We start from the raw sequence: 22,448 nt of genomic DNA, 5'->3' as shown, positions 1-22,448 counted from the left end.
CGGGGCGGGTTGCTGCTCTGACTCACCCGTATGTTCTACAGGATGGCCCCGTCGGGCCCGCGTCCGAAGGCGGCCTCCATGACGGCGGCCAGATCCTCCTCGGGCACCTCGGCGCGCACCTCGGCCAGGACCGGGGGGACGTCGTCGTCGCCGATGACCCCGAGGTACTCCTGGCGCAGCCGGTGGATCACCGCGACGAGCTCGGGGCGCAGCTCCATCCAGGCCCGCCCGCTGCGGACCTCGGCGTCCACGTGGTCCATGAACCAGCGCATGACGGGGTACGGGACCTCCGCGTGCCCGCTGACCGGGTCGTAGCAGAGGACCGGCTGCCGCGCCGGGTCCTCGTCGGGCACGATCGCCGTCACCAGGGTCCGGTTCCGGGACGACTCGTCCAGCTCCAGGTACCAGGCGTCGTCGGGCACGGAGTACATCGTGGTGATCACGTAGTCACCACCGGGGTGCGGTGTCGGCATGGCCGCAGGCTGTCACGGAGCCCGCGGCCGTCGCCAACCGGTTTCAGACCCTCGGCTGCTGCTGGGTGATGCAGTGGATGCCGCCGCCGGCCGCGAAGATCTGCCGCGCGTCGACCAGGACGACCTCGCGCTCGGGGAAGAGGCGGCGGAAGATCTCGGCGGCGAGTTCGTCGTGGGGGTCGTCGAAGGCGCAGAGGACCACGCCGTCGTTGCAGAGGTAGTGGTTGATGTACGAGTAGTCGACCCACTCCCCCTCCTCGTCCTTCAGGACGGTCGGGGCCGGGATCTCGACGACCTCCAGCGGGCGGCCCTGGGCGTCGGTCTGCCCGCGCAGGAGGCTCACGTACGTCTTCGAGCGCTCGTAGTCGGGGTGGGCCGGGTCCTGCTGGCTGTGGACGAGGACCGTGCCGGGGCGGGCGAAGGCGGCGACGATGTCGACGTGGCCCTGGGTGCCGTAGAGGCCGTAGTCGCCGGCGAGGCCGTGGGGGAGCCAGATCGCCTTCGTGGTGCCGAGCCTGGCGTGGATCTCGTGCTCGACCTGCTCGCGGGTCCACTCGGGGTTGCGGCCGGGGCCGAGCTGGACGGTGTCGGTCAGCAGGACCGTGCCCTCGCCGTCGACGTGGATCGCGCCGCCCTCGTTGACGAGGGGCGAGGACCGCACGCGGACTCCGGCGAGGTCCGCGACATGGCGGGCGATCGTGGAGTCGTGCTCCCAGCGGGCCCAGTCCTGGGCTCCCCAGCCGTTGAACACCCAGTCGACGGCGGCCAGTTCGGTGCCGTCGGTGACGAAGGTCGGGCCGATGTCCCGCATCCAGGCGTCGTCGAGGTCGCGCTCGACGAGGTCGACGTCCTCGCCGACGAGGGCGCGCGCCGACTCGGCGTCGCCGGGGGCGACCACCAGCGTCACCGGCTCGAACCGGCGGACGGCGCGGGCCACGGACGCCCAGGCCGCGCGGGCGGCGGCGAGCTCCTCCCCGTCGGTGAAGGTGGGGTTGGGGCTGGGCCAGGCCATCCAGGTGCGCTCGTGCGGCATCCACTCGGCGGGCATGCGGTAGGTCATCGGGGAGTCCTAGGGGGGGTCAGAGGAAATAGAGGCGGTTGAGCGAGACGGACTCGGCCGCCTCCGAGCGGATCGGCGCGCCGTCGAGCGAGACGAGGCCGGTGCGGCCGTCGACCTGGACGTCTCCGGTGCGCGAGTTGAGCCGCAGGTCGGCGGGGCCGATGCCGCGGGTGCCGCGCACGGCGACGCGGCGGCGGCGGGTCGGCATCCTGTCGGCGCCGAGGTCGACGGCGGCCCGGGCCACGAAGGCGACCGAGAGGTCCGCGGGCGTGGCGCCGTGACCGCCGAACAGCGGTCCGAGGACGAGGGGTTCGCAGGTGTCGGTGGCGGCGTTCGGATCGCCCACGACCCCCCACGCGGGGAAGCCGGACTTCAGCACCATCTGGGGCTTGGCGCCGAAGAACTGCGGCCGCCACAGCACGATGTCGGCCAGCTTGCCGACCTCGATCGAGCCGATCTCGTCTGCGAGGCCGTGGGCGATCGCCGGGTTGATGGTGAGCTTGGCCAGGTAGCGCAGGACGCGCGCGTTGTCGTCGTGCGCGCCGTCGCCCTCCATGGGTCCGAGCTCGGCCTTCATCTTCCCGGCCATGGCGAAGGTCCGGCGTACGGTCTCGCCGGCCCTTCCCATCCCCTGCGCGTCGGAGGAGGTGATCCCGATCGCGCCGAGGTCGTGGAGGACGTCCTCGGCGCCCATGGTCCCGGCCCGGATCCGGTCGCGCGCCATGGCGGCGTCGCCCGGGAGGTCGGTCTTGAGGTCGTGGACGGAGACGATCATCCCGTAGTGCTCGGCGACGGCGTCGCGGCCGAAGGGGAGCGTGGGGTTGGTGGAGGAGCCGATGACGTTCGGCACGCCCGCCATCTTCAGGACGTTGGGGACGTGCCCGCCGCCGCAGCCCTCGATGTGGAAGGCGTGGATGGTGCGCCCGTCCAGGACCCGCAGGGTGTCCTCGACCGACAGGCACTCGTTCAGGCCGTCGCTGTGCAGCGCGACCTGCACATCGTGCTCCTCCGCCACCCTGAGCGCGGTGTCGAGCGCCCTGGTGTGGGCGCCCATGTCCTCGTGGACCTTGAAACCGGACGCCCCGCCCTCGGCGAGCGCCTCCACCAGGGGCGCCGGGTCCGAGGACGAACCCCGGGCGAGGAAGCCGATGTTGACCGGCCACGCGTCGAAGGCGTTGAACGCGTGCCGCAGCGCCCACGGCGAGTTCACCCCGACCCCCCACACGGGGCCGAACTCCTGGCCGATGACCGTGGTGACGCCGCTCGCGAGCGAGGCCTCCATGATCCGGGGCGAGAGCAGGTGGACATGGGTGTCGATCGCCCCCGCCGTGGCGATGAGGCCCTCGCCGGAGACGATCGAGGTGCCGGTGCCGACGACGACGTCGACGCCGTCGAGGGTGTCGGGGTTGCCGGCCCGGCCGATCGCGTGGATCCGGCCCTCGCGGATGCCGATGGACACCTTGCGGATGCCGAGGACCGCGTCGAGCACCAGGACGTTGCTGATGACGACGTCGCAGGTCTCGCGGACGGCGGCGGCCTTCAGGTGCAGACCGTCGCGCGCCGTCTTGCCGAATCCGGCCAGGAACTCGTCGCCCGGCCTCTGCGAGTCCGACTCGACCCGGACGACGAGCCCGGAGTCGCCCAGGACGACCCGGTCGCCGGCGCGCGGGCCGTGCACGGATGCGTACTCGTACGGGTCCATCAGTGGCCCTCCTCGTCCGGCCGGACTCCCAGGTAGCCGCAGGCCGCCGCGCGGCGCAGGGCCTCTTCCCTCGCGCCGGGCGCGTCCAGCGGGCCGTCGACCAGGCCCGCGAAGCCGATGGCGACGCGCGCGCCGCCGATGGGGACGAGGCCGACCTCGGCCGCGCCGCCCGGATCGAAGCGGAAGGAGGCGCCGGCCGGGATGGCGAGCCGCATGCCGTAGGCGGCGGCGCGGTCGAAGTCGAGGCGCGGGTTGGCCTCGAAGAAGTGGAAGTGGGAGGTGACGCTCACGGGGACGGTCGCCGTGTTCCGTACGGCAAGGGTGAGCGCGGGCGTGGACTCGGGGTGTCCGGGGCCGGGCAGCAGCGCGCCGGGGGCGGCCTCGCCGAGTCCGCCGCCGCCGATCGGGGCGGTGACGACGGCGAGCCGGGAGCCGTCGTCGAAGACGGCCTCGACGTGGACCTCGGTCACCACGTCGGCGACGCCGGGCAGCACGTCGTCGGGGCCGAGGACCGCGCGGGCGGCCTCGATCGCCTCGGCGAGCCGGCGGCCGTCACGGGCCGCCTCGCAGACCGTGTCCGCGATGAGCGCGGTCGCCTCGGGGACATTGAGCCGCAGGCCCCGGGCCCGGCGGGCGCGGGCGAGCTCGGCGGCACCGAAGAGCAGTAGCCGGTCGCGTTCCGTGGGGGTCAGTCGCACGTCCGAAACACCTCCTGTTTGAGCGACACTCTAAATGTTGGGACGCCCGGTTCCAAGCATTGACGCGAGGTACGACCACAGGTCACATTGAGCGCCACTCTAAAAGTGCGCCGCGATCCACCGTCGCCCGTCACGGCCACCCGCGGCCCGCCCGACAAGGCCCCCGAAGCCCCCGCTCCCTTCCCCAGGAGTCCCCATGCCGATAGAACAGCGCGGAGTCGACACCGTCCCCGAGGCCGAGCGCACCAGCGGCCCCCGCGATCTCGTCGCGATCCTCCTCGGGTCCAACCTCTGCCTGGGGGTGATCGTCTTCGGCTGGCTCCCCGTCTCCTTCGGCCTCGGCCTGTGGGCCTCCGTGACCTCCGTCGTCACCGGCACCCTCGTCGGCGTCGCCGTCACCGCCCCGCTGGCGCTCGTGTCGCTCCGTACCGCGACCAACCTCTCCACCTCCTCCGGCGCCTTCTTCGGCGTACGCGGCCGGCTCGTCGGCTCGGTGGTCGGGCTGCTGCTCTCCCTCGGCTACACCGCGCTGACCCTCTGGATCGGCGGCGACGTCATGGTGGGGACGCTCGCCCGGCTGGTCGGCCTGCCCACCGGCGGCGCCACCCACACCGTGGTCTACGCGCTGCTCGCCGCCTGCACCGCGGTCGCCGCGGTGTACGGCTACCGGCTGCTGCTCAGGCTCAGCAAGGCGCTCGCCGTCGGCATGACCCTGCTCCTCGCCCTCGGACTCCTCGCCTACGCCGGGGACTTCACGACGGCCGCCGTCCCGGACACCCCGTACCTGCTCGGCTCGTTCTGGCCGACCTGGCTGTTCTCCGCGGTGGCGGCGGGCCTCAGCGGACCGGTCGCCTTCATCACCCTGCTCGGCGACTACACCCGCTACGTCTCCCCCGCGCGGCACAGCTCCCGGACCGTGTGGCGGGCCACCTGTCTCGGCCTGCTCGTCGGGCTGCTGATCCCCCAGCTCTTCGGTACGGTCACGGCGCTCGCCGCGCGCGGATCGCTCGACTACGCGGGGCCGCTCGTCGCCGCCTCCCCCGCCTGGTACCTGGTCCCGCTGCTGATCGCGGCCACCGCCGGATCCGTCGGCAACGCCGGGCTGATGCTGTACTCCATGGGGCTCGACCTGGACGCGATCCTGCCCCGGGCCACCCGGGCGCACGCCACGCTCGTGGTCGCGGCGGTGGCGACGGCCTTCGTCTTCCTCGGCCACTTCGCCTCGGACGCGCAGACGGCGATGACCTCGTTCGTCCTGCTGCTCACCGCGATCGGCACCCCGTGGGCGGTGATCACCCTGATCGGTCACGTGCGCTGCCGGGGCGCGTACGACCCGGAGGCGCTCCAGGTCTACAACCGGCGCTCGCGCGGCGGGATCTACTGGTTCTCGGCGGGCTGGCACCCGCGCGCCACCGCCTCCTGGGCGATCGGCGCGGCGGTCGGCCTGGCCTCGGTGTCGACGCCGCTCTACGAGGGGCCGCTGCTCGCCCTGACGGGCGGGATCGACTGCAGCTTCGTCCTGTCGGGGATCGTGGGCGGGACGCTGTACGCCGTCCTGACGCCGAACAGGGCCCCCGGGGCCGTGACGGCCCCGGAAGCCCTGGTGGGAACGGAGTGACGACTAGCCGAGCTCGTGCATCCAGCCGTGGGTGTCCTCGGCCCTGCCGGTCTGGACGGCGAGCAGCGCGTCGCGCAGCTTCATCGTGACCTCGCCCGGCTCACCGCCGGACTGCTGCCACTCGCCCCGCTCGGACTTGACCGTGCCGACCGGGGTGATCACGGCGGCGGTGCCGCAGGCGAAGACCTCGGTCAGGGTGCCGTTGGCGGAGTCGGTCTGCCACTGGTCGATGGAGACGCGGCCCTCCTCCGGCTCCAGGCCGAGGTCCGCCGCCAGCTTCAGCAGCGAGTCACGGGTGATGCCGGCGAGCAGCGAACCGGTGAGGGTGGGGGTGACCAGCCTGTTCCCGTACACGAAGTACAGGTTCATGCCGCCGAGCTCCTCGACCCACTTGTGCTCCACGGCGTCGAGGTAGGCGACCTGGTCGCAGCCCTTCTGGGCGGCCTCGGCCTGGGCGAGCAGGGAGGCCGCGTAGTTGCCGCCGGTCTTGGCGTCGCCGACGCCGCCGGGGACGGCGCGGACGCGGTTCTCCGAGAGCCAGATGGAGACGGGCTTCACGCCGCCGGGGAAGTACGGGCCGGCCGGGGAGGCGATGACGACGAAGAGGTACTCGTTGGCCGGGCGGACGCCCAGGCCGACCTCGGTCGCGATCATGAACGGGCGCAGGTAGAGCGAGGCCTCGCCGCCGTGCTCCGGGACCCACGCCTTGTCGTGCTGGACGAGGACGTCGCAGGCCTCGACGAAGGTCTCGACGGGCAGCTCCGGCATGGCCAGGCGCCGGGCGGAGGACTGGAAGCGGCGCGCGTTGGCGTCGGGGCGGAAGCTGGCGACCGAGCCGTCGGGGCGGCGGTAGGCCTTCAGGCCCTCGAAGATCTCCTGCGCGTAGTGCAGGACGTTGGTGGCCGGGTCGAGCGCGAGCGGGCCGTACGGCACGAGCTGGGCGTCGTGCCAGCCGCGGCCCTCGGTCCACCGGATGGTGACCATGTGGTCGGTGAAGTGGCGGCCGAATCCGGGGTTGGCCAGGATCGCCTCGCGCTCCGCGGCGGACAGCGGGCTGGAGGAGGGCTTGAGCTCGATCGTGGGCGTCGTCATGAGTGCGTGTCCTTCACCGGTTGTGTGGGGAGGACCGCGCGCGCACGCCATGGCCGGGGACTGGCGTCCCTGACGAGGTGGCGTCCGAGCATGCCCGTATGCCGCGGCCCCACGTTCGATTATCGCTCGCGGGGGCCGGTGCGGAAAACGGGTGAGCGCGGTCCTGGGTTCGAGGGGGTCGCCCGGGGCCGCGCAAGGGACAGCCGCCGGGCGCTGTGCGACCCGGCGGCTGCTGTCGTGTGTCAGTCGGCGCGGGTCAGCTCGCTACTCGCGCGGCGAGCGCGTCGCCGATCTCGTCCGTCGTGCGGACGGTGTCGCCGCGCTCGGTGAGGTCGGCGGCGACGGCCTCCTCGACCCGCACGGCCTCGGTCTCGTAGCCGAGGTGGCGCAGCAGGAGCGCGACGGAGAGGACGGTGGCCGACGGGTCGGCCTTGCCCTGGCCCGCGATGTCCGGCGCGGAGCCGTGGACCGGCTCGAACATGGACGGGAACTCGCCGCTCGGGTTGATGTTGCCCGAGGCGGCGACGCCGATGCCGCCGGAGACGGCCGCGGCGAGGTCGGTGATGATGTCGCCGAAGAGGTTGTCGGTGACGATCACGTCGAAGCGGGCCGGGTCGGTGACGAGGAAGATCGTCGCGGCGTCGACGTGCAGGTAGTCGGTGGTGACCTCGGGGAACTCGGCGGCGACCTTGTTGAAGGTGTCCGTCCAGAGGTGACCGGCGAAGGTCAGCACGTTGTTCTTGTGGACGAGCGTGAGCTTCTTGCGCGGGCGGGCCTGGGCGCGGGCGAAGGCGTCCCGGACGACCCGCTCGACACCGAAGGCGGTGTTGACCGAGACCTCGGTGGCGACCTCGTGCGGGGTGCCCTTGCGGATGGTGCCGCCGTTGCCCGTGTACGGGCCCTCGGTGCCCTCGCGGACCACGACGAAGTCGATCTCGGGCTGCCCGGCGAGCGGGGTGGCGACGCCGGGGAGCAGCTTCGAGGGACGCAGGTTCACGTGGTGGTCGAAGGCGAAGCGGAGCTTCAGGAGGAAGCCGCGCTCCAGGACGCCGGAGGGCACCGACGGGTCGCCGATGGCGCCGAGCAGGATGGCGTCGTGCTTCTTGAGGGAGTCGAGGTCGGCGTCGGTGAGGGTCTCACCGGTGGCGTGGTAGCGCTTGGCGCCGAAGTCGTACTCCTCGGTCTCCAGCTTCACGTCCTGGGGAAGGACGGCCGCGAGGATCTTGAGGCCCTGGGCCACGACCTCCTGGCCGATGCCGTCGCCGGGAATGACTGCGAGATTGATGCTGTGAGACATGTCGGCACCCTACTCTTCGTCCCATCGACTGACACGTCACGTCCATCATGTGGACGAACGGACGAGTCGGGACAGGGTTCGGCGGACGGTCCGGGCGGACGTCAGTGGCCGGTGGATCCGCCGTTGTCACGGCGGTCGAGGGCGCGCTGGAGGGCGGCGGCGGCGTTCTGACGGGCCTCGTCACCGGAACGGCCGGCGGAGTGGCGGACGCGGGGGGCGGTCTGAGTGGCCATGAGGGATCGACTCCTTGAGATCAGTGGTGATCCGACGTGCGGAGATCAGTGGTGATCGAAGGTGCCGGCAGGGGCGGGGAGCGCCGCCGCAGGGGTTGCCTGCACAGGGGCGTCGCGCTCTCGACCGCCATTCGCTGATGTAGCGAGACGTTCGGCTCCTACAAAGCTAGGGCAGCGCACCGCATCTGTCTCCACAATTACTCGGACTTCCTACTATCTGAGACGGCACGGGACAGCGCGTCACCTTCGGCCGCTGATCCTGCATCGCTATCTAGTTTGCGTTCCTACCTAGCTGGTGATCCAATACAGCCCATGGCCGCAGACCGCAGATCCAGCTGGCTCAAGGGAGTCCTCGACCTGCTCGTCCTCTCCCGCCTGACCGACGGGGAGAGTTACGGGTACGAGATCGCCAAGGCGCTCGCCGAGGCAGGACTCGGCGAGATCAAGGGCGGGACGCTGTATCCCGTGCTGAACCGCCTGGAGGAGGCCGGTCTGGTGGAGGCCGAGTTCCGTGCCGCCGAGCGCGGCCCGGGGCGCCGCTACTACCGGCTCACCGCGCGGGGGCGCGAGCACCTCGCCGCCGAGAGCCGCGACTGGCTCCGTTTCCACCGCGCCGTCGAGACCACGCTCCACCCAGGGGGAAGCACGACATGACCACGGAAACCGACCGGTACTTCACCGAGCTCGCCGACTCGCTGCGCGCCACGGGCGTGCCCGAGGAGCAGATCGCCGCCACCGTCGAGGACCTGCGCGGACACCTCGCCGAGACCGGGACGGGCGCGGCGGAGGAGTTCGGGCCGGCCGCCGCCTTCGCCGTCCAGCTCGGCGGGCTCGCCCCGCCGCCCGGCGAGCCGGACGAGCGGGCGGAGAGCTGGACCTGGACGGCCGACCTCTTCAACGACCGCCGGATGCTGGCCGTCCACGGCGAGCAGGGCTGGGAGGTGGAGTCGCTCGACGCGATCGGGCGGTTCGTCTCCCGCCGGGCGCCGGGGGCGGCGCTCCGCTGGGAGTACCGCCGCGAGGTCCTCAAGGGCGGGCGGCGCGAGCGGGTGCTGGCCGAACTGGAGCCCGAGGGCTGGGAGTTGTGCGGCGAGTGGGCGGTGTACGGCTACTTCAAGCGCCCGAAGGCGGCGAGCGCGGGCCCCGAGGGGGGCCTGGAGGCGGTGCCCGCGCGCCCGCGCGGATGGCTGTTCCTCAGCCGCCGGGGCAAGGTGGCGCTGGTGGTCTGGGTGCTGGCCGTCCTCGGCTGCCTGGCGGTGTCCCTGACCGACCTCGGACTGCCGGGGTACACGATCGGGCTGCTCGGAGTCGGATACGCGATCGGCATGACGTACACGGCGAAGCTGGAGACGGACAGGGCGCACGTCCACGCGGACCGCGCGGCGGCGGCCCGGAGCGACGGCGCCTGACGCGCCCTCACCCGGAGGCGCTCACAGCACGTCGCCGTCGCGCCAGTCGAAGACGAGCGCGGCGGCCGGGTCGGGCAGCGCGCGGCCGGTCGCGGGGCGGAGGTGGACGTACCCCTCCTCCTCCGGGAGCGGGACGATGCCCTCGGGGCCCATGGCCTCCAGGCGCCCCGGCCAGATCTGCCAGCCGCGCGCCCGGTAGAGCGCGGCCCCGTCGTCGGAGGCGCCGAGCGCCCCGAAGACGTACGCGCCGTCGATGACCCGCTCCAGCTCGGCCATGACGGCCCCGCCGAGTCCCCGGCGCCTGAGGTCGGCGCGGACGGCGACCCCTTCGACGTATCCGACGCGGTACGAGCGGCCGCGGTGCAGGGCGCGGCGCATCACGACGGCGCCGTGGGCGGTGATGCCCCGCCCGTCCTCGATCCAGGCGTGGACGCCGCCGAGGGTGTGGTCCCAGTCGTCGTCGGAGAAGTCGCCGTCGAAGGCGGTGTCGAGCAGTTCGCGTACGGAGCGGAGCCGGTCGGCGCCGAGTTCATGGGTGGGCGCGGTCCTCACGGTCATGCGCCCACCCTGCCACACCCACCTAACCCCTTAGTTGCTGTTGACAGGTTAGCCCTGGCCTGATTGAGTCGAGTCATAACCAGTGACACACACCTAAGGGGTTAGAACGATGTCCGTGCTGCCGACCCACCACCGCACCGTCACCGTCCGCGGCCACGAGATCGCCTACCGGGAGGCGGGTCCGGCCGGCGCCCCCGCCCTCCTGCTGCTGCACGGCTTCCCCACCAGCTCGCACATGTTCCGCGACCTGATTCCGCTGCTCGCCGACGAGTACCGGCTGATCGCCCCCGACCACCTGGGCTTCGGCCGCAGCGCCACCCCCTCGGCCGCCGACTTCGACTACACCTTCGCCGAACTGGCCTCGCTCACCGCCGAGTTCACCGAGGCCATCGGCCTGGACCGGTTCGCGCTCTACATCCAGGACTACGGCTCCCCCATCGGCCTGCGCCTCGCCCTCGCCCACCCCGAGCGCGTCACCGCGATCATCAGCCAGAACGGCAACGCCTACGAGGAGGGCCTCGGCGCCGAGGCCTGGGCCCCGGTCCTCGCCCTGATCGCCGAGCGCACCCCCGAGACCGAGGAGCCGGTCCGCGCGATCCGCTCCCTCGAAGGCATCAGGTGGCAGTACGAGACCGGCGTCCCCGCGGAGTACCGCGACCTCCTCAGCCCCGACGCCTGGCACCACGACGCCGGCCTCATGGCCCGCGAGGGCCAGGACGGCATCCAGCTCGGCCTGATCGCCGACTACGGCTCCAACTTCGCCCTCTACCCCGCCTTCCAGGAGTACTTCCGCGCCTCCCGGGTCCCGCTCCTCGCCGTCTGGGGCGAGGGCGACCAGGTCTTCGTCCCGGCGGGCGCCGAGGCCTTCCGCCGGGACCTCCCGGACGCCGAGATCCACCTCCTGCCCACCGGCCACTTCGCCCTGGAGACCCACGCGCCGGCGATCGCCGGACTGATCTCCGACTTCCTCGGGCGGCGCGTCGCCCTCAGGCCGTAGCCCGCTCCAGATCCCGGCCGATCCGCTCCAGCCACCCTGCAAGCTGCTCCCGTGAGGAGGCCTCGCCCCCACTCAGGACCGCGGCCTGCGCGTCCGTGATCCGGTCGGGCCCCGACGCCGTGAGGAGCCCGTGGAGCCGCTTCACCAGGGACATCATCCGCAACGCGTCGAGATGCTCGACCGCGTCGACCCCGTGCCCAGGGCCGAGTGTCGTCGAACCGGGCATGTCAGCCTCCTCACCGATCCCCCTCCAAGCAGCCTAGGCCCACCGAAGGAGAACCGCCCCCGCCCTCAGTGGGGGACAGCGCCCGTCAAGAGGAGGGACGGCCCGTTCAGCGGATCGCGATACGTCAGCGAGGTCGCCCACCCGGGCGTCGGCCGCGTCGTAGTGTCCGGGCCCGGAGTCCCGGTGCGCCTGTGTGAGAAGCCACGCGGAGGACATGGCCGCCCGGCTACCGGAGACCTACTACCACCCGGTCACCTCGTTCTCCCGGGCCATCATGGGCGCCCACGCCGTGACCGCATCGCCCAGTGACTCCCGCCCCCCTGGGGCGGGCCCTGCACCATCGGACATCCACCGCCAGGGGGACCCATGGCCTGCACGACCGGCAACCCCACACCCTGCTCGGCCAGTCCCGAGCCGCCCGGCAGCCCGGCCGGCGCCCGAGCCATGCTCAGCGACGCCGCGTTCAACGGCGTGACGCACTCGGTCCTGGACAACAGCCCCGAGTGGACCACCGACAGGGCCGGCCGGGTCGTGGTCGAGGCCCTCACGTTCGTCGCGGCCGCGTCGCTCTTCCCCACGGCCCGGATCTCGCCGACGCAGGAGGTCGACGAGGACGTCGTCCACCCGCCTCAGCCTGAATAGGCTTGGCGCCCGCCGACGCAAGGAGAGCCGCCATGGACGCGCGCGACGTCAAGGCCCTACACGACTCGATGCGCGAGTACGGGATTCCCGGCACGCTGGAGCCGGTGGAGCCGAAGAACCGCGCGGGTGACTGGCGGGTCGTCGACCCCGAGGACGGCCGGGACATCACCGAGGACGTCCTCGCCCGCGTGGCCGCCCTCGACCGTCACCGGCCCACCCGCGGGTTCGTCATCCCGCGGTAGCCGCGCCTGGACCGTCGAGCGACGGACTGCACAGCTCACCGATACGACGACGGCCCCGGCTCTTGGGGAAGAGCCGGGGCCGTCGTCGGCGCTGGTCAGAAGACCAACCTGGAACCGCCCCCGTCCGCGGTTGGGGGACCGGGGCGAGGGCGGTGATCAGGGGCCGCTCGCGCGGCGGGCGGGCGTCAGCCCATGTGCGGGTAGCCGTACTCGGTCGGCGGGACCAGCGTCTCCTTGATGGCGCGGGTCAGCGTCCAGCGCATCAGGTTCTGCGGGGCGCCGGCCTTGTCGTCGGTGCCGGAGGCGCGGCCGCCGCCGAAGGGCTGCTGGCCGACGACGGCGCCGGTCGACTTGTCGTTGATGTAGAAGTTGCCCGCGGCGTAGCGGAGCTTCTCCATCGTGTACGCGGCGGCGGCGCGGTCGTTCGAGATGACCGAGCCGGTGAGCGCGTAGTCCGAGACCGACTCCATCTGGGTCAGCATCGCGTCGTACTGGTCGTCCTCGTAGACGTGGATCGCCAGGATCGGGCCGAAGTACTCGGCCTTGAAGACCTCGTTCTCCGGGTCGGTGCAGGCGATGACGGTCGGGCGGACGAAGTAGCCCACCGAGTCGTCGTACGTGCCACCGGCGACGATCGTGCAGGTCGGGTCGGCCGCCGCGCGGTCGATCGCGGCCTTGTTCTTGGCGAACGAACGCTCGTCGATGACGGCGCCGATGAAGTTCGACAGGTCGGTGACGTCACCCATGGTGATGCCGTCGACCTCGGCCGCGAACTCCTCCTTGAAGCCGTCGTTCCAGATGGAGGCCGGAACGTAGGCGCGGGAGGACGCGGAGCACTTCTGGCCCTGGAACTCGAAGGAGCCGCGGGTCAGCGCGGTCTTCAGGACGGCACGGTCGGCGCTGGGGTGGGCGACGACGAAGTCCTTGCCACCGGTCTCGCCGACGATCCGCGGGTACGAGCGGTAGTTCTCGATGTTGTTGCCGACCGTCTTCCACAGGTGCTGGAAGGTCTTGGTCGAGCCGGTGAAGTGGATGCCGGCCAGGTCGCGGTGGTTCAGGGCCACCTCGGAGACGGCGATGCCGTCGCCGGTCACCAGGTTGATGACGCCCTTGGGCAGGCCGGCCTCCTCCAGGAGCTCCATGAGGAGCACGGCGGAGTGGGTCTGCGTCGGGGACGGCTTCCAGACCACCACGTTGCCCATGAGGGCGGGGGCGGTGGGCAGGTTGCCCGCGATGGCCGTGAAGTTGAACGGCGTGATCGCGTAGACGAAGCCTTCGAGCGGGCGGTGGTCCAGACGGTTCCAGACGCCCGGGGAGTTCGCCGGCGGCTGCTCGGCCAGGATCTGGCGGGCGTACGCCACGTTGAAGCGCCAGAAGTCGACGAGCTCGCACGGGGTGTCGATCTCGGCCTGCTGGGCGGTCTTCGACTGGCCGAGCATCGTCGACGCGGCCAGCGTCTCGCGCCACGGGCCGGCGAGCAGCTCGGCGGCGCGCAGGATGATCGCGGCACGGTCGTCGAAGGACATCGCGCGCCAGGCCGGGGCCGCGGCCAGGGCCGCGTCGATCGCGTCCTGGGCGTCCTGCGTGGTGGCGCCGCGGAAGGTACCGATGACGGCCCGGTGGTTGTGCGGCTGGACGACCTTGAACTCCTCGCCGCCACCGTGGCGCTTCACGCCGCCGATGGTCATCGGCAGCTCGCGCGGGTTCTCGGCCAGCTCCTTGAGCTTGATCTCGAGGCGGGCGCGCTCGGGGGAGCCGGGGGCGTAGCTGTGCACCGGCTCGTTGACCGGAGCGGGGACCTGGGTGACAGCGTCCATGAGTCGCGTTACTCCTTCTGAGGGGTGGGGGGCTCAGCCCTTGGTGAGGATGGAGCGGACGAAGAAGAGGAGGTTGGCCGGCTTCTCGGCGAGGCGCCGCATGAAGTAGCCGTACCAGTCGGTGCCGTAGGCCGTGTACACGCGCATGCGGTGTCCCTCGGCGGCGAGGCGGTGCTGCTCCTCGCCCCGGATGCCGTACAGCATCTGGAACTCGTACTCGTCCAGCTTGCGCCCGGCGCGGCGCGCCAGCTCCTGGGCGACGGAGATGAGGCGCGGGTCGTGGGAGCCGATCATCGGGTAGCCCTCGCCGTCCATCAGGATCCGCATGATCCGGACGTACGCCTTGTCGATCTCGGGCTTGTCCTGGATGGCGACAGATGCGGGCTCCTTGTAGGCGCCCTTCACGATCCGGACGCGGGAGCCGTTCGCGGCGAGGCGGCGGGCGTCGTCCTCGGTGCGGAAGAGGTAGGCCTGGATGACGCAGCCGGTCTGCGGGAAGTCCTTCCGCAGCTCCTCGTGGATGGCGAACATCGAGTCGAGGGTGGTGTGGTCCTCGGCGTCCAGGGTGACCGTGGTGCCGATCTCGGCGGCGGCCTCGACGACCGGACGGACGTTGGCGAGGGCCAGCTCGTGGCCGCCTTCGAGCGCCTGGCCGAACATGGAGAGCTTCACGGACATCTCGGCGCGCTCGCCGAGGCCCAGCTCCTTGAGGCGGCCGATGAGCTCCAGGTAGGCGTCCCGGGCGGCGTGGGACTGCTCGACGGTGGTGATGTCCTCACCGACGACGTCGAGGGTGACCTCCAGGCCGCGCTCGCTCAGCTCCTGGACGATCGGGACGACGTCGTCGACCGACTCACCGGCGATGAAGCGGGCGACGACCTGCTTGGTCCCGGGGGCGGCCGACACGAAACGACGCATCTTGTCGCTGCGGGACGCGGCGAGGATCACGGGACCCAGCACGGGGCACCTCCAGAAAGCACAGGGTGACGAAGGGTGCCGTACCCGTTCTTTCGTAAGAATTCGGGAACAGCACGGAGAACCACCGTGAAACCTATGGATCGCTCCGATCGTCCGCCATCTACAGCTGTCACGCATCCGTGCGCGGCATCTCATACATATGTCTGAGAGGGTGCGAGAATGGCTCCGTGAAGGGCGATTACCAGGAACTGGTGGACGAGATCTCGGCGCTGCTCGGCGCCCCCGCGACGCTGGAGAACCGTGACTTCGGCCTGATCGCCTTCGGGGCGCACGACAGCGACGACGACACCGCCATGGACCCCGTGCGGACCCGGTCGATCCTCACCCGGAAGTCGACGCCCGCGGTCCGCGCCTGGTTCGAGGGCTTCGGCATCACCCGGGCGACCGGCCCGGTCCGCATCCCGGCCGCCCCGGACGCCGGGGTGTTCCGGGACCGCGTCTGCCTTCCCGTACGCCATCGGGGTGTCGTCCTCGGCTACGTCTGGCTCCTGGACGCCGAGCCCGGCCCCACGCCCGACCAGCTGACGGCGGCGATGGAGGTGGCCACCCGGATCGGCGGGCTCCTCGCCGACGAGGAGCGCGCGGGCGCCGACCTCTCGCGCGAGTTCGCCGCGGTCCTGACCGCCGGCCGGGGCTGGCAGAGCGACATGGCCGTCGCGGCGCTCCGGGCGGCCCTCGGGCCCGGCGCGGACGGGCTGCACGCCGTCGTCTGCGTGACCCCCTGGCAGGGCGACGCCCCCTCGGTCCGGGCCGTCCCCGGCGCGGCGGCGATCGCCACGCTCCCCGAGGGCGACTCCCTCGCCGCCCTCGTACGGCTGCGCACCGCGGAGGACCTCTCCCCCGCCCACAAGGCCGCGGAGCGGCTGCGCGGCGACGCCCCGGCCGGCGTCGCCACCCCGCGCCGGGGTCTCACGGAGCTTCCGGCGGCCTGGCGCGAGGCCAGCACGGCGGCCCGCGCGGCCACCGCGCAGCCGACGCTCGGCCCGGTCGCGGAGTGGGCCCGGATCGGCCCGTACCGCCTCCTCGCGGCGCTCTACCACCCGGAGATCGACCCGGCCGTCGCACCGCTGCTCGCCCCCGCCCACACCGAACTGGCCCGCACCGCCGAGGTGTTCCTCGACAACGCGGGCCAGGCGGGCCGCACGGCGGCGGCCCTGGGCATCCACCGGCAGACCCTCTACTACCGGCTGTCCCGGGTCGAACAGCTCACGGGCCTCGACCTGGACGACGGCGAGGACCGGCTGCTGCTCCACATGTCCTTGAAGTCGGCCAGGCTGTAGCGGTCAGCTCCGCTCCCCCATCAGCACCTTGAGTCCCTCCGTGAGGTCCTCCGCGCTCGGTGCCGTGTCGGGGTCGACCATCCACTGGATCATCACTCCGGTGGCCAGGGCCTGGCAGAGCAGGCCGGCCACCCGGGCCTTCTCCGGGTCCGCCTCGGGGTCGATGCCGAGGAAGCCCTCGGCCATGCCGAGCCGGCCCTCCCGCTGCGGTTCCTTGATCGCGTCGCGCAGCTTCTCGTCGTCGTCGAGCCGGGTGACGACCTCGGTCTGGAGCCTCCAGAGGGGGCGGCTCTCCTCCGCCGCCGCGATGACCTGCTCCCAGACGGCGTGGAAGCGCCGGTACGGGTCGGCCGGCAGCTCCCGCTTCACCTCGTCGGCGCCGGCGGGGCCGACCCGGTCGCCCCACTCCTCGGTGAGGGCCAGGAAGGCCTGCTGGAGCAGGGCGTCCTTGGAACCGTAGTGGTAGCCGATCGAGGCGAGGTTGGTGCCCGACGCGGCGACGATGTCACGGGCCGTGGTCCGCCCGTACCCCTTCTCCAGGAGGCACCGCTTGGCGCCTTCGAGCAGGTCTTCCTTGTGTCCCATGACAGCACTGTACCCGGCTGCTAGACGCTCGTGTAAGACGATCGTCTAGCAGCCGGGCACGGGTACTGCGGGGTGCTAAGGGGCCGTGCGTCAGATCAGGTTGACCGAACGGGCCGAGGTCGCGCCGATCTCCTCCGCGATCTCCGCGAGCACCGGCGCCGGGAGCGTGTCGTCCACGGTGAGCACGACGAGCGCCTCGCCGCCCTCCTCCGCGCGGGAGACCTGCATGCCGGCGATGTTCAGACCGGCCTCGCCGAGGATCCGGCCGACGGTGCCGACGACACCCGGGCGGTCCTCGTAGCGCAGCACGACCATGTGGTCGGCGAGCGCCAGGTCCACGTCGTAGTCGCCGACCGCGACGATCTTCTGGAGGTGCTTGGGGCCGGCGAGCGTGCCGGAGACCGCGACCTCCTCGCCGCTCGACAGGGTGCCGCGCACGGTGACCACGTTGCGGTGGTCGGGCGACTCGGAGCTCGTGGTCAGACGGACCTCGACACCGCGCTCCTGCGCGAACAGCGGGGCGTTGACGTACGACACGGTCTCGTCGACCACGTCCTCGAACACCCCCTTGAGCGCGGAGAGTTCGAGCACCTTCACATCGTGCTGGGTGATCTCGCCGTACACCTCGACGTCGAGGCGGGCCGCGACCTCGCCCGCGAGCGCGGTGAAGATCCGGCCGAGCTTCTCGGCGAGCGGCAGACCCGGCTTCACGTCCTCCGCGATGACACCGCCCTGGACGTTGACCGCGTCCGGGACCAGCTCACCGGCGAGCGCCAGGCGCACCGAGCGGGCGACGGCGATGCCGGCCTTCTCCTGGGCCTCGTCCGTGGACGCGCCGAGGTGCGGGGTGCAGACGACCTGGTCGAGCTCGAAGAGCGGGGAGTCCGTGCAGGGCTCCTTCGCGTACACGTCGAGGCCGGCGCCGGCGACCCGGCCCTCCTTGAGGGCGGTGTAGAGCGCGGCCTCGTCGACGATCCCGCCGCGCGCGGCGTTGACGATGCGGACCGAGGGCTTGACCTTGTGCAGCGCCTCGTCACCGATGAGACCGAGGGTCTCCGGGGTCTTCGGCAGGTGGACGGTGATGAAGTCGGCGACCTCCAGGAGCTCGTCCAGGGCCAGCAGCTTCACCCCCATCTGGGCGGCGCGGGCGGGCTGCACGTAGGGGTCGTACGCGACGATCTTCATGCCGAAGGCCGACATGCGCTGGGCGACCAGGACGCCGATGCGGCCGAGGCCGACGACGCCGAGGGTCTTCTCGCTCAGCTCGACGCCCGTGTACTTGTTGCGCTTCCACTCGCCGTTCTTCAGCGCGGTGTTGGCCTGCGGGATGTTGCGCGCGGTGGCGACGAGCAGACCGCACGCGAGTTCGGCGGCGGTGACGATGTTCGAGGTCGGAGCGTTGACGACCATCACGCCGGCCTTGGTGGCGGCGGAGACGTCGACGTTGTCCAGACCGACACCGGCACGGGCGACGACCCGGAGCTTGTTCGCGGCGGCGAGGGCCTCGGCGTCGACCTTGGTCGCGGAGCGGACCAGGATCGCGTCCACATCGGCGATCGCGGGGATCAGTTCGGCGCGGTCGGCGCCGTTGCAGTGCCGGATCTCGAAGTCCGGGCCCAGCGCGTCGACGGTGGCGGGCGACAGCTCTTCAGCGATGAGTACGACAGGTTTCGAGCTCACGTGAGTCCTCACAGATCCAGTGCGGACGGCCGTCCCGACGGCCGCAGGCGGTGGAGGGGCTAGCCGCGTGAAAGCGCACGACGCTGTGGGCCTGAACGCGAATGTTGTTGAGCAGTGTAGTGGTGTGCCGGCGCCGTTCATGCGCCTCGTTGGAAGGATCACCCGTCCGTGGTTGGACGGGGTGTCCAACGATGGGGACAGGGGCCGGACACGCTGTCCGGCCCCTGCCCGGAAGGCTTACGCCTCCTCGTCGTTCACCCAGCTCATGAGCTTGCGCAGCTCCTTGCCGGTGGTCTCCAGGAGGTGGTTCTCGTCCTGGGTCTTGTACTCGTTGTACTTCTTCAGACCGCCGTGGTACTCGGCCATCCACTCCTTGGCGAAGGTGCCGTCCTGGATCTCCGCGAGGACCTTCTTCATCTCCGCCTTGGTGGCGTCGGTGATGATCCGCGGGCCGGTGACGTAGTCGCCCCACTCGGCGGTCTCGGAGACCGACCAGCGCATCTTCTCCAGGCCGCCCTCGTACATGAGGTCGACGATGAGCTTCAGCTCGTGGAGGCACTCGAAGTACGCGATCTCCGGCTGGTAGCCGGCCTCGGTCAGGGTCTCGAAGCCCGCCTTGACCAGCGCCGCGGTACCACCGCAGAGGACGGCCTGCTCGCCGAACAGGTCGGTCTCGGTCTCCTCGGTGAAGGTCGTCTTGATGACGCCGGCGCGGGTGCCGCCGATGCCCTTGGCGTACGAGAGGGCCAGCGCGAAGGCCTTGCCGGTCGCGTCCTGCTCGACGGCCGCGATGCACGGAACGCCGCGGCCCTCCTCGTACTGACGACGGACCAGGTGGCCCGGGCCCTTCGGGGCGACCAGGGCGACGTCGATGCCCTCGGGCACCTTGATGAAGCCGTAGCGGACGTTGAGGCCGTGACCGAAGAAGAGCGCGTCGCCCTCCTTCAGGTTGTCCTTGATGGACTCCTCGTAGACCTGGGCCTGGATCGGGTCCGGGGTCAGGATCATGATGAGGTCGGCCTCGGCCGCGGCCTCGGCGACGGAGACGACGCGCAGGCCCTGCTCCTCGGCCTTGGCCTTGGACTTCGAGCCCTCCTGCAGACCGACGCGGACGTCGACACCGGAGTCACGGAGCGACAGCGCGTGGGCGTGGCCCTGGCTGCCGTAACCGATCACCGCGACCTTGCGGCCCTGGATGATGGACAGGTCGGCGTCGTCGTCGTAGAACAGCTCGGCCACTGGGAATCTCCTTGAGGTGCTGGTGTTGCGTCCCACCGTACGGCGGGGAGCGGGAGGAAGGTTTTCGGGTCTCGTCAGTCGGACCGGCGGGTGGACCGCCGGTCGACCGTCGATGACTCTCAGGCGCTGCGGTCGAGAGCCCGCAGGGACCGGTCCGTGATGGACCGGGAACCACGCCCTATGGCGATCGTGCCGGACTGCACGAGCTCCTTGACGCCGAACTGCTCCAGCATCTTGAGCATGGCGTCGAGCTTGTCACTCGAACCGGTGGCCTCGATGGTGACCGCCTCGGGCGAGACGTCCACGGTCTTGGCGCGGAACAGCTGCACGATCTCGACGATCTGGGAGCGGGTCTCGTTGTCGGCGCGGACCTTCACCAGGACGAGCTCGCGCTGGATCGCGGCGCTGGGCTCGAGTTCGACGATCTTCAGGACGTTGACCAGCTTGTTGAGCTGCTTGGTCACCTGCTCCAGGGGCAGGCCCTCGACATTGACCACGATGGTGATGCGGGAGATGTCAGGGTGCTCGGTGATGCCGACGGCGAGGGAGTCGATGTTGAAGCCGCGGCGGGAGAACAACGCGGCGATCCGGGCGAGGATGCCGGGCGTGTTCTCGACGAGAACGGAGAGCGTGTGCTTGGTGGACATGGTCTGGGTCTCTTCCTTTTCGCTCTGCTTCGTTCCGCGCTTCAGTCGTCTTCGCCGTCGCCGAAGTCGGGGCGGACGCCCCGCGCGGCCATGACCTCGTCGTTCGAGGTGCCGGCGGCGACCATCGGCCAGACCTGGGCGTCCTCGTGGACGATGAAGTCGACCACGACCGGGCGGTCGTTGATCGCGTTGGCCTCGGCGATGACCTTGTCCAGGTCGGCCGGGTCCTCACAGCGCAGGGCGACACAGCCCATGGCCTCGGAGAGCTTGACGAAGTCGGGGACGCGGGTGCCCTTGTTCGCCTGGACGTCGTCCGGGCCGGAGTGCAGGACGGTGTTGGAGTAGCGCTGGTTGTAGAAGAGGCTCTGCCACTGACGGACCATGCCGAGGGCGCCGTTGTTGATGATGGCGACCTTGATCGGGATGTTGTTCAGGGCGCAGGTGGTGAGCTCCTGATTGGTCATCTGGAAGCAGCCGTCGCCGTCGATCGCCCAGACGGGACGGTCGGGCACGCCGGCCTTGGCGCCCATCGCGGCGGGGACCGCGTACCCCATCGTCCCGAGGCCGCCGGAGTTCAGCCAGGTGGCCGGCTGCTGGTAGTCGATGAAGTGGGCGGCCCACATCTGGTGCTGGCCGACGCCCGCGGTGAAGATCGTGCCCTCGGGGGCGAGCTGTCCGATGCGCTGGATGACCTGCTGCGGCGAGAGGCTGCCGTCCTCCGGCAGGTCGTAGCCGAGCGGGTAGGTCTCGCGCCAGCGGCTCAGGTCGCTCCACCAGGCGGCGTAGTCGCCCTTGTTGCCCTCGCTGTGCTCGGCCTGGACGGCCTGGACCAGGTCGGCGATGACCTCGCGGGCGTCCCCGACGATCGGGACGTCGGCGGCGCGGTTCTTGCCGATCTCCGCCGGGTCGATGTCCGCGTGGACGATCTTGGCGTACGGGGCGAAGCTGTCCAGCTTGCCGGTGACGCGGTCGTCGAAGCGGGCGCCGAGCGCGACGATGAGGTCGGCCTTCTGCAGCGCGGTGACGGCGGTGACCGCACCGTGCATGCCGGGCATCCCGACGTGCAGCGGGTGGTTGTCGGGGAACGCGCCGAGCGCCATCAGGGTCGTGGTGACCGGGGCGCCGGTGAGCTCGGCGAGGATCTTCAGCTCGGCGGTCGCGCCGGCCTTGATGACGCCGCCGCCGACGTACAGGACGGGGCGCTTGGCGGCGCTGATCAGCTTGGCGGCCTCGCGGATCTGCTTGGCGTGCGGCTTGGTCACCGGACGGTAGCCGGGCAGGTCCGTCTGCGGCGGCCAGCTGAAGGTGGTCTTCGCCTGCAGGGCGTCCTTGGCGATGTCGACCAGGACCGGGCCGGGACGGCCGGTGGAGGCGATGTGGAAGGCCTCGGCGATCGTCCGCGGGATGTCCTCGGCCTTGGTGACGAGGAAGTTGTGCTTGGTGATCGGCATCGTGATGCCGCAGATGTCCGCCTCCTGGAAGGCGTCCGTGCCGATGGCCTTCGAGGCGACCTGGCCGGTGATCGCGACGAGCGGGACCGAGTCCATGTGCGCGTCGGCGATCGGGGTGACGAGGTTGGTCGCGCCGGGACCCGAGGTCGCCATGCAGACGCCGACCTTGCCGGTCGCCTGGGCGTAGCCGGTGGCCGCGTGGCCCGCGCCCTGCTCGTGGCGGACCAGGATGTGGCGGACCCGGGTGGAGTCCATCAGCGGGTCGTAGGCCGGCAGGATGCAGCCGCCGGGGATGCCGAAGACGGTGTCGGCGCCCACTTCCTCGAGAGAGCGGATCAGGGACTGCGCACCCGTGACGTGCTCGACGGCGGTGGCGGGCTGCGCGCCGCTACGGGGCCGCGGCTGCGGATGGTGCCCGGTGGCCTGGTCGGTCATCAGCATCTCTTCTCGAAGCAGAGGGTTTTTGAGAGGTGTTTTGCGGGGGTTCGCGTCGCTTTGGTGGTGAGCCGGTGCAACAAAAAACC

At 71.3% G+C, this 22,448-nt stretch carries 23 protein-coding genes; 7 read left to right on the top strand and 16 right to left on the bottom strand.

Features of this window, described 5'->3' with window-relative positions; all coding sequences use genetic code 11:
• Window positions 1-35 precede the first annotated feature (35 nt).
• From ABT129_RS33120 to ureA, 4 genes are read right to left on the bottom strand one after another with little or no spacing between them, the layout of a single operon-like run.
• The gene (locus tag ABT129_RS33120) at window positions 36-473 is read right to left on the bottom strand and encodes a hypothetical protein (RefSeq protein WP_351909038.1); all 438 of its coding nucleotides are present in this window, start codon (window positions 471-473) and stop codon (window positions 36-38) included.
• Between the two features lie 43 nt (window positions 474-516).
• On the bottom strand, window positions 517-1,533 hold the full coding sequence (locus tag ABT129_RS33115; RefSeq protein ID WP_351909036.1) for an agmatine deiminase family protein: 1,017 nt from the start codon (window positions 1,531-1,533) through the stop codon (window positions 517-519).
• 19 nt (window positions 1,534-1,552) lie between these two features.
• The gene (locus ABT129_RS33110; protein WP_351909034.1) at window positions 1,553-3,235 is read right to left on the bottom strand and encodes an urease subunit alpha; all 1,683 of its coding nucleotides are present in this window, start codon (window positions 3,233-3,235) and stop codon (window positions 1,553-1,555) included.
• The gene (ureA, locus tag ABT129_RS33105; protein ID WP_351909032.1) at window positions 3,235-3,933 is read right to left on the bottom strand and encodes an urease subunit gamma; all 699 of its coding nucleotides are present in this window, start codon (window positions 3,931-3,933) and stop codon (window positions 3,235-3,237) included. Before ureA ends, ABT129_RS33110 begins: the two co-directional genes overlap by 1 nt.
• A 196-nt stretch (window positions 3,934-4,129) precedes the next feature.
• On the opposite strand from ureA, the gene ABT129_RS33100 reads away from it, so the two are divergent.
• Window positions 4,130-5,551 carry a cytosine permease gene (locus tag ABT129_RS33100; RefSeq protein WP_351909030.1) on the top strand — a complete coding sequence of 474 codons (1,422 nt, stop codon included), beginning with the start codon at window positions 4,130-4,132 and terminating at the stop codon, window positions 5,549-5,551.
• Between the two features lie 3 nt (window positions 5,552-5,554).
• On the opposite strand, the gene ABT129_RS33095 is transcribed toward ABT129_RS33100, so the two are convergent.
• The 3 genes from ABT129_RS33095 to ABT129_RS33085 form a co-directional block, all read right to left on the bottom strand.
• Window positions 5,555-6,643: a branched-chain amino acid aminotransferase gene (locus tag ABT129_RS33095; protein WP_351909028.1), complete on the bottom strand. Its 1,089-nt coding sequence runs from the start codon at window positions 6,641-6,643 to the stop codon at window positions 5,555-5,557.
• A 256-nt stretch (window positions 6,644-6,899) separates the two neighbouring features.
• Window positions 6,900-7,940 carry a 3-isopropylmalate dehydrogenase gene (locus ABT129_RS33090; protein WP_351909026.1) on the bottom strand — a complete coding sequence of 347 codons (1,041 nt, stop codon included), beginning with the start codon at window positions 7,938-7,940 and terminating at the stop codon, window positions 6,900-6,902.
• A 101-nt stretch (window positions 7,941-8,041) separates the two neighbouring features.
• A complete protein-coding gene (locus ABT129_RS33085; RefSeq protein ID WP_351909024.1) occupies window positions 8,042-8,173 on the bottom strand; it encodes a hypothetical protein in 132 nt (43 codons plus the stop codon).
• Window positions 8,174-8,485: 312 nt separating this feature from the next.
• Between ABT129_RS33085 and ABT129_RS33080 the strand changes: the two genes are divergently transcribed.
• On the top strand, window positions 8,486-8,827 hold the full coding sequence (locus ABT129_RS33080) for a PadR family transcriptional regulator (RefSeq protein ID WP_351909022.1): 342 nt from the start codon (window positions 8,486-8,488) through the stop codon (window positions 8,825-8,827).
• Window positions 8,824-9,582 (top strand): hypothetical protein, encoded by a 759-nt coding sequence (locus ABT129_RS33075; RefSeq protein ID WP_351909020.1) that lies wholly within the window; start codon window positions 8,824-8,826, stop codon window positions 9,580-9,582. The genes ABT129_RS33080 and ABT129_RS33075 overlap by 4 nt, the downstream gene beginning before the upstream one ends.
• A 21-nt stretch (window positions 9,583-9,603) precedes the next feature.
• Here the strand turns inward: ABT129_RS33075 and ABT129_RS33070 are convergent, their stop codons facing one another.
• Window positions 9,604-10,140, bottom strand: a complete 537-nt coding sequence (locus ABT129_RS33070) for a GNAT family N-acetyltransferase (RefSeq protein WP_351909018.1) — start codon at window positions 10,138-10,140, stop codon at window positions 9,604-9,606.
• A 109-nt stretch (window positions 10,141-10,249) separates the two neighbouring features.
• Between ABT129_RS33070 and ABT129_RS33065 the strand changes: the two genes are divergently transcribed.
• Window positions 10,250-11,137 carry an alpha/beta fold hydrolase gene (locus ABT129_RS33065; RefSeq protein WP_351909016.1) on the top strand — a complete coding sequence of 296 codons (888 nt, stop codon included), beginning with the start codon at window positions 10,250-10,252 and terminating at the stop codon, window positions 11,135-11,137.
• On the opposite strand, the gene ABT129_RS33060 is transcribed toward ABT129_RS33065, so the two are convergent.
• Window positions 11,127-11,363, bottom strand: a complete 237-nt coding sequence (locus ABT129_RS33060) for a hypothetical protein (RefSeq protein ID WP_351909014.1) — start codon at window positions 11,361-11,363, stop codon at window positions 11,127-11,129. The genes ABT129_RS33065 and ABT129_RS33060 overlap by 11 nt on opposite strands.
• 366 nt (window positions 11,364-11,729) lie before the next feature.
• Here ABT129_RS33060 and ABT129_RS33055 point away from each other — a divergent pair, with 366 nt between their 5' ends.
• Window positions 11,730-12,005 (top strand): hypothetical protein, encoded by a 276-nt coding sequence (locus ABT129_RS33055; RefSeq protein ID WP_351909056.1) that lies wholly within the window; start codon window positions 11,730-11,732, stop codon window positions 12,003-12,005.
• Between the two features lie 32 nt (window positions 12,006-12,037).
• Window positions 12,038-12,247, top strand: a complete 210-nt coding sequence (locus tag ABT129_RS33050; protein WP_351909012.1) for a hypothetical protein — start codon at window positions 12,038-12,040, stop codon at window positions 12,245-12,247.
• Between the two features lie 185 nt (window positions 12,248-12,432).
• On the opposite strand, the gene pruA is transcribed toward ABT129_RS33050, so the two are convergent.
• A complete protein-coding gene (pruA, locus tag ABT129_RS33045) occupies window positions 12,433-14,064 on the bottom strand; it encodes an L-glutamate gamma-semialdehyde dehydrogenase (RefSeq protein WP_351909010.1) in 1,632 nt (543 codons plus the stop codon).
• Between the two features lie 33 nt (window positions 14,065-14,097).
• Entirely contained in the window at window positions 14,098-15,024 is a 927-nt protein-coding gene (locus ABT129_RS33040) for a proline dehydrogenase family protein (RefSeq protein ID WP_351909008.1), read from the bottom strand.
• A 185-nt stretch (window positions 15,025-15,209) separates the two neighbouring features.
• Here ABT129_RS33040 and ABT129_RS33035 point away from each other — a divergent pair, with 185 nt between their 5' ends.
• Complete coding sequence (locus tag ABT129_RS33035; protein ID WP_351909006.1) at window positions 15,210-16,322, top strand: PucR family transcriptional regulator; 1,113 nt, start codon at window positions 15,210-15,212, stop codon at window positions 16,320-16,322.
• A gap of 3 nt (window positions 16,323-16,325) precedes the next feature.
• On the opposite strand, the gene ABT129_RS33030 is transcribed toward ABT129_RS33035, so the two are convergent.
• The 5 genes from ABT129_RS33030 to ABT129_RS33010 form a co-directional block, all read right to left on the bottom strand.
• Entirely contained in the window at window positions 16,326-16,907 is a 582-nt protein-coding gene (locus tag ABT129_RS33030) for a TetR/AcrR family transcriptional regulator (RefSeq protein WP_351909004.1), read from the bottom strand.
• 90 nt (window positions 16,908-16,997) lie between these two features.
• Complete coding sequence (serA, locus tag ABT129_RS33025) at window positions 16,998-18,587, bottom strand: phosphoglycerate dehydrogenase (RefSeq protein ID WP_351909002.1); 1,590 nt, start codon at window positions 18,585-18,587, stop codon at window positions 16,998-17,000.
• A 237-nt stretch (window positions 18,588-18,824) separates the two neighbouring features.
• Window positions 18,825-19,826: a ketol-acid reductoisomerase gene (gene ilvC, locus ABT129_RS33020; protein WP_056567920.1), complete on the bottom strand. Its 1,002-nt coding sequence runs from the start codon at window positions 19,824-19,826 to the stop codon at window positions 18,825-18,827.
• 119 nt (window positions 19,827-19,945) lie between these two features.
• On the bottom strand, window positions 19,946-20,473 hold the full coding sequence (gene ilvN / locus ABT129_RS33015; RefSeq protein WP_351909000.1) for an acetolactate synthase small subunit: 528 nt from the start codon (window positions 20,471-20,473) through the stop codon (window positions 19,946-19,948).
• Between the two features lie 41 nt (window positions 20,474-20,514).
• Window positions 20,515-22,359, bottom strand: a complete 1,845-nt coding sequence (locus ABT129_RS33010; protein WP_351908998.1) for an acetolactate synthase large subunit — start codon at window positions 22,357-22,359, stop codon at window positions 20,515-20,517.
• Window positions 22,360-22,448: the final 89 nt, after the last annotated feature.

It is taken from the genome of Streptomyces sp. NPDC002057 (assembly GCF_040296665.1).
In the GTDB taxonomy this organism is placed as follows: Bacteria; Actinomycetota; Actinomycetes; order Streptomycetales; family Streptomycetaceae; genus Streptomyces.
Note: the sequence above shows the minus strand (reverse complement) of the source record. Positions and strands in the feature narration are given on the sequence as shown.